Below are 13,104 nucleotides of genomic sequence, written 5' to 3' on the forward strand. Positions count from 1 at the left end.
GCAAGGGAAGGGGCCCCGATTGCGTTGACGGCCGGCATCTTGACGCGGGGAAAGCGTCGGCGCACCATGGCGACCGTGAAGGTTGATGCTCGAAATGCATTGGACACACAGCGCCGACCGGTCTTGGGGCCGGCCGGATAGAAGGCTGGAGTTCGCGCGGCAACATCCCTTCGGCCGCCCTATGGCGCGCCCATCGGAACGAACCTGTTGCCCATCCGGCTGACCGGCGGTGGGGCCATACCCGGGTGGCCCTGCCGCCGATTGCCTTTGTCCCCGATTGTCTTTCAGGCGCCTTCAGGGCGCCTTTTTCATGCTTGCCCGTCCCCTTTCCGTCCCCACCAACACTGTGCCCCGCAACTGTCACCGGGCCACGCGCGGCGTGAGTGATTGTCTCCAAGCCCTCCCGCGCAAGGGGAGAGCCAGAGCTTCGCCTTGCATTTGAGGCGATCTCACCTCAATCCACTGACCTCCTGATGGATAAATTGTTTCGAAAATCACCCTATCGATAGGAGTGGGAATAAAAAGTGGTCGCAAATGCGCGCAAAAAGGGGGTAGATTTGGGGCGCTTAACGCCACATTAACCAGACTGGACTGAGTTTGTGTCTCACGGAGGCGGCAAGTGCAGGCATGGAGCCGGCAAGACCGCCCGCGAATTCAACCACGATGCTTGAAAGGCCCGAGCATGACCATGACGGGTACAATACGCGAAGTGGCTGGAGCTGCTGTCGGAGCGGGGTGCCGGCGGCGCAGTGCGGGCCTGATGCTGGCGGTTCTACTGCTGGCGGGGTGTCCCGGCACCGCCGTTCCTCCCGAGACGCAGACCGCCTCGCCGGCGCGCACGGCCGCGGCCGTTCCGCCGGTTCCGCGGACGAAACCCAAGCCTCCGCCGCTGGCCGTCGCCACGGCGAAGGACGCGGCCGCCTCTCCGGCGGTGACCGGTCCGACGACCGGCGCCACCGCGGGAACGGTCGCCGTGACCGGAGCGGAAGTCGCCGCACTGCCCGCCAACCCGATGATCTCGGATCCGGCGGGCCGCAAGACTCCCACCAACCTGTCACCCGATACGCTCGTCGGCCTGGACCAGCTCCAGACCCGGCGTCTCCTGGGCACCCCTGCCGCCACCGAAGAGGCACCTCCTGCAAAGGTGTGGCATTACGCCAAGGGCGATTGCACGCTCAAAGTCTTCTTCTTCATGGACATGACGTCCTCCCAGGACTTCCGAGCCCTCTCCTACGACCTGAAGAGCAGCGACAATGTCCCAGATGTCGATAAACGATGCTTCGCTCAACTCCTCGCCCAAGGCTGGGATGTCCCCCATGACTGAGAGCACGGTCGCCCGCGTCGCGCTGGTCGATGACGACGACCTGTTCCGCGAATCCCTCAGCCTCAACCTCGCCGACGAGGGTTACGAGGTCGTGACGTTCGACCGCGGGGAGCCCGCGCTCGACTTCTTCGCCAACGGCGGTTCGGTGGACATCGTCCTGCTGGACTGGCGCATGCCCAAGATGGACGGAATCGACGTCCTGCGGCAGATGCGGTCCCGCGGCATCGACCTGCCGGTGATCTTCCTCACCGTTCTGTCGGACCAGATTTATGAAGAGGCCGCGCTGGCCGGCGGCGCGCTGGACTTCGTGGAGAAGTCGCGCAGCCTGCCGATCCTGCTGAAGCGCATGCGCCTCATCGTCGACGGCTCCAAGGGCACGCCCGAGGAGACGGAGTCCAAGGAAGCCATCTACGCGCTGGGCGCGCTGGAGCTTCGCCTGGACAACAGCCGCGCCCTGTGGAATGGCAAGCGCATCGACCTGACGCTGACCGAGTTCAACATCGTCAAGCTGATGGCGACCCGCCCGGAAGAGGACGTGTCCTACCGCGAGATCTACGACCTCGTGCATGGCAAGGGCTTCCTCGCCGGCTACGGCCCGTCGGGCTATCGCGCCAACGTCCGCGCCTTCATCAAGCGCATCCGCCAGAAGTTCCGCGTCGTGGACGGCAACTTCGATTGCATCGAGAACTATCCGGGCTTCGGCTACCGCTGGGGCAATGGCGCCGGTGGTACGGGCCGCACGCGTGACGACGCCGACGATGTGATGGCCGATGGCGCTGCTGCCGATTGAGGCCCGACACCCCGAACGGGTGCCGGTGAGCCGTGTGACCATGGGCTTTCCCAAGCTGCGGGTGCGATGGCTGTGGCGCTCGCTGGCCAGCCGGCTGGCGCTGCTGACCATCGTGTTCCTGGCGGTCCCGGTGCTGATCTATGATCAGTTCCAGCGGGCCGACGTGACGACGCAGACCCTGCTGCTGCAAAGCGCGCAGCGGCAGGGCGACCTGATCGCCCGCGCGCTTGAGCCGGACCTGTCCCGCGCCAACCGGGCGGCCCTGCCGCACCTCGGTTCGGTCCTCGGACGCTTCGCGGACGAGAACACGCGGCTGAAGCTGCTGGTCCGGCCGCGCACCATGTCGGGCAGCGAAGCGTTCTTCTACGTCGGGGCGGCGCCGTCCGTCCCGACCGACGACCTGAACGCGGAGCGCCGGCAGCTGCTGGAGCAGGGCGTGCTCGACCGGCTGGGGGCGTCCTGCGCGGGCAACGCGCCGCTGGCGCTGCGCCTGCCGCGCTCCTCCGGCGGGATGGAGATCCTGACCTCCGTCACGCCGGTGAACACCGAATTCGGCTGCTGGGCCCTGGTCACCAGCCACACGGCCGGCGGCTACCTGGAATCCTCGCTCGGCCGGCCCTATTGGAGCACGCCGGTGGTCCAGGCCGCGGCGCTGATCTATGTGGGGATGGCGGCGCTGGTGATGGCCGTGCTGCTGGGCGTCTGGCGCAACCTGCACCGTTTCCGCGACCTTGCCCGCGACATCGTCTCGGGCGGCATCGGCGGCGACGGCGGGCAAGGAGCCTTCGCGGCCCGCAACACCGTGCCCGAACTGAGCGGCGTGGCCGAGGACTTCGACCGTCTGGTGGATACGCTGCGCGAGAGCGCCCGGTCGCTCCGCCGTGCGGCCGAGGACAACGCCCACGCCTTCAAGACGCCGATCGCGGTCATCCGCCAGTCGGTGGAGCCGCTGCGCCGGTCGCTCTCCGGCGGCGATCACCGCAGCCAGCGCGCGCTGACCATGATCGAGAAGTCGGTGGACAAGCTGGACGGCCTGGTCTCCTTCTCCCGCCGCATGGACGAGGCGGCGGCCGACCTGATCGCCCCGCCGCGGCGCCGGGTGGACCTGTCCGACTTGGTGGAGCGGATGGCCGGCGGCTACACCAGCCTGCTCGCCGAACGGCAGCTCCACATGCGCTCGCGCATCGAATCGGGCGTGGTGGTGCGGGCCAGCGAGGACATCCTGGAAACCGTCATCGAGAACCTGGTGGAGAACGCCGTCAGCTTCTCGCCCCAGGAAGGCACCGTCAGCGTGCGCCTGACCAGCAACGGCGGCTGGGCGGAGCTGGTGGTGGAGGACGAGGGGCCGGGCGTCGATCCGGCGAACCTGCCGCGCATCTTCGAACGCTACTTCTCGCAGCGCGAACCCGGCCGCGGCATGCCCGAGGACGAGTCGGTGCAGAACCAAGCGGAGGCCACCCACTTCGGCATCGGCCTGTGGATCGTCCGCCGCAACATCGAGGCGTTCGGTGGCAAGGTCCGGGCCGAGAACCGGCCGACCGGCGGCTTCCGCATGACCGTCGCGCTGCCCCAGGCATAAACGAAAAGCGTAAACGTGGCTGGACACTGGTTTATTCCCCCCTCTCTTCGGGGATAGGGGAATACCAGTGTCACCGATCCTGCCCTTGCCCCGGCCGGAGTGCGGCGATACCGTGCGCCCCCAGCCTCAACCGGCAAGGCGGGCCAATGCACGACATCGTCATCTACGTCCTCGGCGTCTCCGGCCTTCTCGCGCTGGTCAGTTTCCTGCCGCCTCTGGCAGCCCGGTTGCAGGTGCCCTACACGGTTCTGCTGGCCGCGGTCGGCGTGGCGCTCGGCGCCGTGATCCAATCCTTCGCCGGGGTGCAGGGCGCCGGCCCGGTCCACGACTTCCTGAATTCGCTGGCCGGGCTCGACGTTTCGTCGGAGGTGCTGCTCTATATCTTCCTGCCGGTGCTGCTGTTCGAGACGGCGCTGGCGGTGGACGTGCGGCGGCTGTTTGACGACATCGGGCCGATCCTCGTGCTGGCCGTCGTCGCGGTCTTCGTCTGCACCTTTGCCATCGGCTTCGCGCTCAGCCTCTTCACCTCCATGGGGCTGGTGGCCTGCCTGCTTTTGGGCTCGATCCTCGCCACCACCGACCCGGCGGCGGTCGTCGGCGTGTTCCGCGACCTGGGCGCGCCGCGCCGCCTGACCATGCTGGTCGAGGGCGAAAGCCTGCTGAACGACGCCGCGGCCATCGCGCTGTTCACCCTGTTGCTCGGCATGCTGACCAGCCGGACGCACGGCGGCGCCATGGAGGCGGCGACCGAGTTCCTGCGCGATTTCGCCGGCGGCGTGCTGACCGGCTATGTGTGCGGCCGCGTCGCCTGCTTCCTGGTGGAGCCGGTGCGCGACCAGCCGATGGCCGAGATCACGCTGACGGTGGCGCTCGCCTACCTGACCTATGTGCTGGCGGAGCATTACGTCGGCGCGTCGGGCGTGGTGGCCGTCGTGACCTCCGCGCTGGTGGTCGGGTCGGTCGGGCGCACGCGCATTTCCCCGGCCACCTGGGGCGCCTTGGAGCATGTCTGGCGGCAGCTGGGATTCTGGGCGAACTCGCTGATCTTCCTGATGACCGCCATCTTGGTGCCGCGCCTGCTGCTGGGGATCGGCTGGGTCGACGTCGGGCTTCTCGCGGTCGTCGTGGTCGCCGCGACGGCGGCGCGGGCGCTGGTCCTGTTCGGGCTGCTGCCGCTGCTGTCCGCCACCGGGCTGGGGCAGCAGGTCAGCCACTCCTACAAGGCGGTGATGCTGTGGGGCGGCCTGCGCGGGGCGGTGTCGCTGACGCTGGCGCTCGCCGTCACGGAGAACGGCCGGCTGCCGGAGCGGGTGCAGAGCTTCGTCGCCGTCATCGTCACCGGCTTCGTCTTCTACACGCTGTTCGTCAACGGAACGACGCTGCGCGCGCTGATCCGCCTGCTGAAGCTCGACCAGCTGTCGCCGGTGGAGCACGCCATGCGCAACCGGGCGCTCGCCCTGTCGCTCGCCAGCATCCGGGAGCGGGTGGAGAACGTCGCCCGCCATTACGAGGTGGACGAGGCGGCGACCGAGGCCGTCGTCTCCCAATACGCCGACCGGCTGGGCGCCATCGACCGCGAACGCGAGGCGGAACTGCCGATCAGCAACGAGGACCGGGTGACCATCGGCCTCGCCATCCTGGTCAACCGGGAGGAGGAGCTGTACTTCGCCCACTTCAAGGAAGGGGTGCTGTCCCGCGGCGTGGCGGAGCTGCTGACCGCGCGCAGCGCGCGCCTGCTTGACGCCGTGAGGGCGCAGGGCCGCGCCGGCTACCGCGCGTTCGAGGAGCCCTTCATCGCCTTCACGCCCTGGATGCGGGTGGCCAGCCTGCTGCACCGCCGTCTCGGCTGGCGGGCGCCGCTGGCCCGCCGGCTCGCCTTCCGCTTCGAGATTCTGGTCGGCGTGCGCACCGTGCAGCGCGAGTTGCTGGACTTCACCCAGACCAAGATCGCCCAGGTGCTGGGCCAGGACGTGTCCTGCGAGATGGAGGGGATGCTCGCCGTGCGGCTGGCGATGGTGGAGCAGGCGCTGGCTGCGATGAAGCTGCAATATCCGGACTACGCCCTGATGCTGCAGAGCCGCTACGTCGGCCGCGCCGCGCTGCGGCTGGAGGAGGCCGATTTCCGCGCCCTGCACGCCGAATCCATCATCAGCGCCGAGGTCCTGACCGACCTGGAGCGCGACCTGGACACGCGCCGCCGCGCGCTGGAACGGCTGCCGAAGCTCGACCTGCGGCTCGACCTGATGGACTTGGTCGGGCGCGTGCGGTTCTTCGACGGGCTGGAGGAGGGGCGGCTGCGCGGCATCACCACGCTGCTGAAGCCGCGGCTCGCACTGCCGGGGGAGACCATCGTGCGGCGGGGCGAGCGGGGCGACGCCATGTTCTTCATCGCCTCGGGTGCGGTGGAGGTGCTGGTGCCCGGCCTTGCCGAGCCCGTGAAGCTCGGCACCGGCGATGTGTTCGGCGAGATGGCGCTGCTGACCCGCCAGCGGCGCAACGCTGATGTGCGGGCGCTCGGCTATTGCCAAATGCTGGTGCTGGATGCGAAGGACTTCCGCCAGCTGATGCGCCGGGACACCGAACTGCGGGCGCACTTCCAGGCGCTGGCCGAAGCGCGGCGCAACGCGTTGAAGCCGAAGCCGCCGGCCGACCGTGCGCCGGCGGCGGATCAGGCCGTCGCGGCGCCGGCCGACGCGGGCGAGCCCGCGGTTGAGGCGGCGCCACAGGGTGCGGGAGCCCAGGGGTAGGAGACGATGGGACGATGACCGTGCAAGCATCCGCCTCCGCGGGCGGCCGGCCGGAATGGGTCAACGCGATGCCGGCCGTGTTCGTGGTGCTGTGGAGCACGGGGTTCATCGGCGCGAAATACGGTCTGCCTTACGCGGAGCCGTTGACCTTCCTGCTGGTGCGTCTGGCGCTGGTCGCGGTGGTTCTGGCGGCGGTGGCCCTGGCGACCAAGGCCCCCTGGCCGAAGACCTGGCGCGAGGCCGGGCGCATCGCGCTCGCCGGGCTGCTTGTCCACGGCGTCTATCTGTCAGGCGTCTTCTGCGCGATTTCCAAGGGCGTGCCGGCCGGCGTCGCGGCGTTGATCGTCGGCGTGCAGCCCCTGCTCACCGCCGCTCTGTCCGGCCCGCTTCTGGGCGAACGCGTGTCCGGCCGGCAATGGGGCGGCCTGCTGCTCGGGCTCGTCGGCGTGGCGCTCGTGGTGAGTGAAAAAGTCCATTTCGATTCGGGCAACGTCGCGGGGGTCGGGCTGGCCGTTGCCGCCCTGCTGGGCATCACCTTCGGCACGCTGTACCAGAAGCGCCACGGCACGGCGATGGACCTGCGCAGCGGCGCCGCGATCCAGTACGCCGCCACGGCCGCGGTTCTGGCCGTCGCGGCCCCGCTGTTCGAGACCATGCAGATCCGCTGGACCGGGGAGTTCGTCTTCGCGCTGCTCTGGCTCAGCTTCGTGCTGTCGGTGGGGGCGATCTTCCTGCTGTTCGCGCTGATCCGCCGGGGCGCGGCGGCCCGCGTGGCGAGCCTGTTCTACCTGACCCCGCCGGTCACGGCGGTGATCGCCTGGGCGATGTTCGACGAACGGCTCGGCCTTCTGGCGCTGGCCGGCATGGCGATCGCCGTGGGCGGCGTGGCGCTGGTCAACCGGGCGTGAGCGTGGCCCTGAGACGAGGCCTGCGCCCGGGCGCGGCAGCGTGCGCATTGCCAGCGCCGCCGCGTCCGACTATTCTCCTTCGCATCAGCAGCGGTGGCGCCGGGCCGGGGATGACCCTCGCCGCGGCGCTCCGGAATCTGGCGATCGACCGCGTGGCAACCAACGTGGCAACAAACACGGGGCCCACCATCATCGTGCCGACCAACATCGGAAGTGAGTGCCATGGACGGCCTTGAGCCCATCTCGCTCGATGACACCCAAACCCTGCAGGCCATCGGCATCCTCGCCGACGTCCTGGACGGGGTGGACGGCCCCGGCGGGCTCGACACGGTGCTGGTGTCCAAGGCGCTGCGGCAGGTGATTGCCACCAAGTCGCAGCCGGCCTTCGAGTTCGCCTCGCGCGCCTTCAACACGCTCGACCCCGACATCCGCCGCAAGGTGGCGGAGGACGCCGACAACGCCGCCCACGATGCGGTGGAACTGCGCGCCCGCGTCGGCGGCTTCCTGGCGACCCCGGCCGCGCGGGAGGCGGGCGCGTCCGGCCCCGCTCAGCCGACCAGCTTCCTGAACGCCCTCAACCTCCGTGCCCGCCGCCGGCCAAATCAGCCGGAGTAAGCGCGTTCCCGTTCTCCAGCTGCAGCAGGGCGCAGTCCCAATAGGGCCTGGGCCCGAAGCACTCGGCCAGGAAATCGACGAAGGCCCGCACCTTGGGCGACAGGTGCCGGTTCTGCGGGTACACCGCGTAGACGTTCGATTCCGACATGTAGCAATCGAGCAGAAGCGTCTTCAGCGCCCCGGTCGACAGCGCCTGCCCGACCATGAAGGTCGGCAGAACGACGATGCCGACTCCAGCGATGGCGGCTGCGTGCAGCAGATCGCCGTTGTTGGCCCGCAGCGATCCCGACACGCGGACGGTTCGCATCTCCTCCCCGACCCGGAACTGCCATTGCTCGGCGGCCGGAACGTTGGTGTAGATCAGGCAGTTGTGGTTGATCAGCTCCTCCGGGGTCGCCGGGGTGCCATGCTTTTCCAGATAAGCCGGGCTGGCGCAGACGACACGGCGGGCGGGGGCGAGGCGCTTGGCGATCAGGGAGCTGTCGCGCAGCCGCCCGATGCGCACCGCGAGGTCGTAGCCCTCGTCGATCAGGTCCACATAGCGGTCGTTCACGTCCATCTCGATCTCGATGGACGTGTAGCGCGCCAGGAACTCCGCGATGGCCGGGGCGAGGTGCTGCATGCCGAAGGACACCGGGGCGTTGATCCGCAGCCGCCCCCGTGGGGCGGCGTGCAGGTCGGCCACGGCCTGCTCCGCCTCCTCCAGGTCGGTCAGGATGCGGGAGCAGCGCTCGTAATAGGCCTGCCCGACCTCCGTCAGGCTCAGCTTGCGCGTCGTGCGGTTCAGCAGCCGCGCGCCGAGCCGGTTCTCCAGCTCCGCGATGCGGCGGGAAACCACGGACTTGGACAGGTTCAGGCGCTCCGCGGCGGCCGTGAAGCTCCGGGTGTCCACCACCTTGATGAAGGCGAGCATGTCGTCGAGGCGATCCATGCTATTGTTGTACACCCACGAACAATGAAGTTCCAGCGCGCCGGATTTGCGGGGAGCCGACAACGCGTTATGTCTGTTGGCACCAGCACATCCAACCGCATGGAACGACAGGGAGTTCGGACATGGCCAAGGTTCTGGTCCTCTACTACAGCAGCTACGGGCATATCTCGACGATGGCGCAGGCGGCTGCGGAGGGGGCGCGCTCCGTTCCCGGCACCGAGGTGACCGTCAAGCGCGTGCCGGAGCTGGTGCCGGAAGACGTCCGGCAGAAGGCGCACTTCAAGGAAGAGCCGAACATTCCGATCGCCGACCCCAACGAACTGGCGAATTACGACGCGATCATCTTCGGCGTGCCGACCCGCTTCGGCAACATGCCCGGCCAGATGAAGAACTTCCTGGACCAGACCGGCGGCCTGTGGATGAAGGGCGCTCTGGTCGGCAAGGTCGGCAGCGTCTTCTCCTCCTCCGCGACGCAGCACGGCGGGCAGGAGAGCACGATTCTCACCACCCACACCGTCCTGCTGCACCAGGGCATGGTCATCGTCGGGCTGCCCTACAGCTTCCAGGGCCAGATGGGCGTGGACGAGGTGATGGGCAACAGCCCCTACGGTGCCAGCACCATCGCGGGCGGCGACGGTTCCCGCCAGCCGAGCGCGGTCGAACTGGACGGCGCCCGCTTCCAGGGCAAGCACGTCGCGGAGATCGCGACGAAGCTGCACGGTTGATCATGGTTCCCTCTCCCGGCCAGACCGGGAGAGGGTTTGGATTGCATTTGGAGATTGAGCGATGGGCCTGCTGATCGAAGGCCGCTGGCAAGACCAGTGGTACGACACGAAAACCACCGGCGGTGCGTTCGTGCGGCCGGAGACGCAGTTCCGGAACTGGGTGAAGGCCGACGGCTCGACGCCGTACCGGCCCGAAGCCGGGCGCTATCACCTGTTCGTGTCGCTCGCCTGCCCTTGGGCGCACCGCACGCTGATCGTCCGCGCGCTGAAGGGGCTGACGGAGGTCATCGGCGTCAGCGTCGTCGACCCGCTGATGCGCGAGGAAGGCTGGACCTTTCCGGAGCCCGACCCCATCACCGGATCCACCCGCCTCTACGAGGTCTACGCAAAGGCCAAGCCCGACTACACCGGGCGCGTTACGGTCCCGGTGTTGTGGGACAAAAAGACCGGCGCGATCGTGAACAACGAGTCGGCCGAGATCATCCGGATGCTCAACCGCGAGTTCGACGCGTTCGGCGACCCGTCCGTCGACCTCTACCCCGCCGACCTCGCCGGTGCGATCGACGAGCTGAACGCCTTCGTCTACGACCGGATCAACAACGGCGTCTACAAGGCCGGCTTTGCCACCAGCCAGGAGAAGTACGAGCAGGCCTTCGACGCCCTGTTCGCCGCCCTGGACGAGCTGGACGCGCGGCTCTCCAACCAGCGCTATTTGTTCGGCAAGCGGCCGACCGAGGCGGACTGGCGCCTGTTCACCACGCTGGTTCGCTTCGACGCCGTCTATGTCGGGCACTTCAAGTGCAACCTGCGGCGCATCGCCGACTACCCGAACCTGTCGGGCTACCTGCGCGACCTCTACCAAGTGCCGGGCATCGCGGAGACGGTGAATTTCGCGCACATCAAGCGGCACTATTACGCGAGCCACACCATGATCAACCCGACCGGTGTCGTGCCGAAGGGGCCGGCGCTGGATCTCGACGCGCCGCATGACCGGGCGCGGCTGGGATAAGGAAAAGGACATCGCGGCCCGCAACATCCTCCGCTCCCGCCGGTTGGCTTTGGCATCAGCCATTGCAAGGAGTGGAGTTCATGCGAGGCATGCCTTTCGCCGTCTTGGCCTTCGGGTCGCTTCTCGCCCTGTCACCGGTGGTTTCGCCGATGGCGCTGGCGCAGCAGAGCCAGGGCCAGGGGTGGGGCGGCGCGCTCGACACACTGAACCGGGCCGTCAACCCCAACGCCAATCCTGCCGACCAGGACCGCGACCGTGATCGCGACCGACAGGTGCGCGACGACCGCCGCTACGAAGGGTCCAGCACGGACGACCGGCGCGGCCGGTCCGAATACAGCCGTTATTCCGACCGCGACCTGCAGGACCGCTACGAGCGCATCGTGGACGAACAGCGCGAGATGCAGCGCGAACGCCGCGGCCTTGAGGATGAGATGAACCGCCGCGGCATCCGCCGGTAACGGGGAAATCGCCTACAGAGACAAATATCCATCGATTGATTGCATGGAAAAGCCCCTCTCCCTTGAGGGGAGAGGGGGTGGGGTGAGGGTGGCGCCGGCCATGGCCGGCCGGAAATCTTATCCGCCCTGCCAGGCGTAACGACCCCTCATCCCAACCCTTCTCCCCCAAGGGGAGAAGGGCTTTTCTCGGCGGGTCGCGGTCAGGATTTGAAGCAGCGGGCCATGTCCTGCTCAAGCCCGATGATTTCGCAGATGAAGCCGTTGGAGAACTTGAAGCGGTACGGGCCCGTCTTGCGCACGCTGATGGCGGTCTGCCCGGATTTATCCTTGAAGGACACCCAGGCCGAGGAATCGAAATGGGTGTTCAGGCCGTTGCTGAGGCGCACGCGCCCCTGGTTGTCCTTGATGATCTGAACGCCGGTGTTGTAGGCGAGCACGTTGGGGCTGCTGGCCGTCGCCGCCAGCCCGTTGGTGCAGTTGACGCCTTCCGGCTGCACGGCCACGCACTCGTAGGGTTTCGGCTGCGAGGCCGTCAGCACCATCGCGTAGATGGCGACTTCCAGGACGTTCATCGGCATGCGGCGCCTCCCGGACTGCCCCTGAGTTAAGACGGCAGGGTTCGTAGGCAGTCTATCGGAGGCGTGGTTACAAAAAGGATAATGTCAGGGTCAAGCTCTGTCTGTGGGCGGACCCGATTGTTTCGCGGACAGCGCCTTGTCGAGCTTCTGCCGCAGCGTGTCCGGCGTCAGCGGCTTCACCAGATAGCCGCTCGCCCCGAATCGGAGCGCCGACTGGATGATCTCCGACTCGCGGTGCTTGGTCAGCATGATGACCGGGGCCGATCGGCTCACCGCCCGTTCGCGGTCGCGCAAGGCCTCCACGAAGGCAAGGCCGCCCATCGGCATCATGTCGACGTCGCAGAGGATGGCGTCGAAGGACAGCCGGTCGCAGCGGGCCAGCGCCTCCGCCCCATCGGCCGCTTCGACCACGTCGCCGACACCGAGCTGGCGCAGCAGCCGGACGGAGACGGAGCGGGTGACCACCTCGTCCTCCACGACCAGCACCGAACAGGACCCATACCCCACAGCCACCCCCGTTCTCGTGAAACGAGTACCGGGGTATGATAAATCAAATGCGGGCGATCATGGAATGGACGTCGTCGAGCGCGGGGGCGATGGCCCGGGCCTGAAGGCGCGCGCGATCCGCATCGCCGCTCAGCAGGTTCTCCTCGATGGCGGAGAAGAGGCCGGCCAGCCGATGCGCCCCGGCGGTTCGGGCGGCCCCGGCCGCGGCGTGGGCGGCGAGACGGGCGCCGGGCAGGTCGTCCTGCTCCAGCCGGTCGCGCAACCGCTCGGCCAGATCCCGCTCGTTCTTCAGGAACAGGTCGTACAGCATCGTGACCGTGGGACCGAGGGTGCCGAAATTGCGGACCATCGGCTCCACGTCCAGGACCTCTGGGTCGGGGCCGGACGCCGCGGGCGCATCCAAGGGGCTGGGCGGTGGGGACGCGGGCATGGTGGGCTCGCGGTTGCGACTGTAGGTGATACAGTCGAGGGGCAATATTCCACCGTCAAGGCGTCCTCCGCGCGGCGAATGGCCGCTCCCGCCGCCTTCCGCGGGCCGGCACGGAACCCTATGGTGCCCGGCCTTGTTCCTCGTCCAGATGGAACCCGCGTGGAATGTCCGACCGATGACGGCCGTCCCGGATCCGCGCCACGGCGCAACGCGACCAACACCGGTGCTGGACTCCGGCGTTCGGTCGCCCGCGCTGGTGGCACGCCTCCTGGACATGCTGGGGATCGGCGCCGTCGCCGGTGGCGGGTTGGTGGGCGCCCTGCTGCTGGTCCGTTCCCCGTTCGACGGTCCCTGGCGGCTGGTGCTGGCCGTCGCCGTGGTGTTCGTCGGCATCTTCGCCGGTTTCCTGATGATCGGCTTCGCCGCCAACCTGCGCGAGCTGGAAGCCGTCCGCCGCTGCCTGGCCCTGGTGGCCCGTCGCCAACGACAGCGAGAACCCTGAG

14 protein-coding genes are annotated in these 13,104 nt (G+C 68.2%); 10 read left to right on the forward strand and 4 right to left on the reverse strand.

Annotated elements, in window-relative coordinates; genetic code table 11:
- Positions 1–760 precede the first annotated feature (760 nt).
- The 6 genes from J2851_RS01170 to J2851_RS01195 all read left to right on the forward strand — a co-directional run bounded on the left by J2851_RS01170 (position 761) and on the right by J2851_RS01195 (position 7,963).
- A complete protein-coding gene (locus J2851_RS01170; RefSeq protein WP_209762630.1) occupies positions 761–1,324 on the forward strand; it encodes a hypothetical protein in 564 nt (187 codons plus the stop codon).
- On the forward strand, positions 1,308–2,114 hold the full coding sequence (locus tag J2851_RS01175; protein WP_370881303.1) for a response regulator transcription factor: 807 nt from the start codon (positions 1,308–1,310) through the stop codon (positions 2,112–2,114). The genes J2851_RS01170 and J2851_RS01175 overlap by 17 nt, the downstream gene beginning before the upstream one ends.
- A gap of 25 nt (positions 2,115–2,139) precedes the next feature.
- Positions 2,140–3,693, forward strand: a complete 1,554-nt coding sequence (locus J2851_RS01180) for a sensor histidine kinase (RefSeq protein ID WP_307419124.1) — start codon at positions 2,140–2,142, stop codon at positions 3,691–3,693.
- A gap of 146 nt (positions 3,694–3,839) precedes the next feature.
- Positions 3,840–6,440 carry a cation:proton antiporter gene (locus tag J2851_RS01185; RefSeq protein WP_209762638.1) on the forward strand — a complete coding sequence of 867 codons (2,601 nt, stop codon included), beginning with the start codon at positions 3,840–3,842 and terminating at the stop codon, positions 6,438–6,440.
- A gap of 14 nt (positions 6,441–6,454) precedes the next feature.
- A complete protein-coding gene (locus J2851_RS01190) occupies positions 6,455–7,348 on the forward strand; it encodes a DMT family transporter (protein ID WP_246500339.1) in 894 nt (297 codons plus the stop codon).
- Between the two features lie 222 nt (positions 7,349–7,570).
- Positions 7,571–7,963, forward strand: coding sequence for a hypothetical protein (locus tag J2851_RS01195; RefSeq protein ID WP_209762640.1), 393 nt, complete (start codon positions 7,571–7,573; stop codon positions 7,961–7,963).
- On the opposite strand, the gene J2851_RS01200 is transcribed toward J2851_RS01195, so the two are convergent.
- The gene (locus J2851_RS01200) at positions 7,923–8,894 is read right to left on the reverse strand and encodes a LysR family transcriptional regulator (RefSeq protein ID WP_209762643.1); all 972 of its coding nucleotides are present in this window, start codon (positions 8,892–8,894) and stop codon (positions 7,923–7,925) included. The genes J2851_RS01195 and J2851_RS01200 overlap by 41 nt on opposite strands.
- Before the next feature lie 122 nt (positions 8,895–9,016).
- Here J2851_RS01200 and wrbA point away from each other — a divergent pair, with 122 nt between their 5' ends.
- The 3 genes from wrbA (at position 9,017) to J2851_RS01215 (ending at position 11,086) form a co-directional block, all read left to right on the forward strand.
- Positions 9,017–9,619 (forward strand): NAD(P)H:quinone oxidoreductase, encoded by a 603-nt coding sequence (gene wrbA, locus J2851_RS01205; RefSeq protein WP_209762646.1) that lies wholly within the window; start codon positions 9,017–9,019, stop codon positions 9,617–9,619.
- A gap of 61 nt (positions 9,620–9,680) precedes the next feature.
- Positions 9,681–10,628, forward strand: coding sequence for a glutathione S-transferase family protein (locus tag J2851_RS01210; protein WP_209762649.1), 948 nt, complete (start codon positions 9,681–9,683; stop codon positions 10,626–10,628).
- Between the two features lie 89 nt (positions 10,629–10,717).
- On the forward strand, positions 10,718–11,086 hold the full coding sequence (locus tag J2851_RS01215) for a hypothetical protein (protein ID WP_209762652.1): 369 nt from the start codon (positions 10,718–10,720) through the stop codon (positions 11,084–11,086).
- A gap of 200 nt (positions 11,087–11,286) precedes the next feature.
- Here the strand turns inward: J2851_RS01215 and J2851_RS01220 are convergent, their stop codons facing one another.
- From J2851_RS01220 to J2851_RS01230, 3 genes are all read right to left on the reverse strand, one after another.
- On the reverse strand, positions 11,287–11,664 hold the full coding sequence (locus J2851_RS01220; RefSeq protein ID WP_209762655.1) for a hypothetical protein: 378 nt from the start codon (positions 11,662–11,664) through the stop codon (positions 11,287–11,289).
- A 90-nt stretch (positions 11,665–11,754) separates the two neighbouring features.
- Complete coding sequence (locus J2851_RS01225) at positions 11,755–12,177, reverse strand: response regulator (RefSeq protein ID WP_209762658.1); 423 nt, start codon at positions 12,175–12,177, stop codon at positions 11,755–11,757.
- A gap of 37 nt (positions 12,178–12,214) precedes the next feature.
- The gene (locus J2851_RS01230) at positions 12,215–12,601 is read right to left on the reverse strand and encodes an Hpt domain-containing protein (RefSeq protein WP_209762661.1); all 387 of its coding nucleotides are present in this window, start codon (positions 12,599–12,601) and stop codon (positions 12,215–12,217) included.
- Positions 12,602–12,857: 256 nt separating this feature from the next.
- Here J2851_RS01230 and J2851_RS01235 point away from each other — a divergent pair, with 256 nt between their 5' ends.
- Positions 12,858–13,103 carry a hypothetical protein gene (locus tag J2851_RS01235; protein ID WP_209762664.1) on the forward strand — a complete coding sequence of 82 codons (246 nt, stop codon included), beginning with the start codon at positions 12,858–12,860 and terminating at the stop codon, positions 13,101–13,103.
- Position 13,104: the final 1 nt, after the last annotated feature.

This window comes from Azospirillum rugosum, from assembly GCF_017876155.1.
GTDB lineage: Bacteria > Pseudomonadota > Alphaproteobacteria > Azospirillales > Azospirillaceae > Azospirillum > Azospirillum rugosum.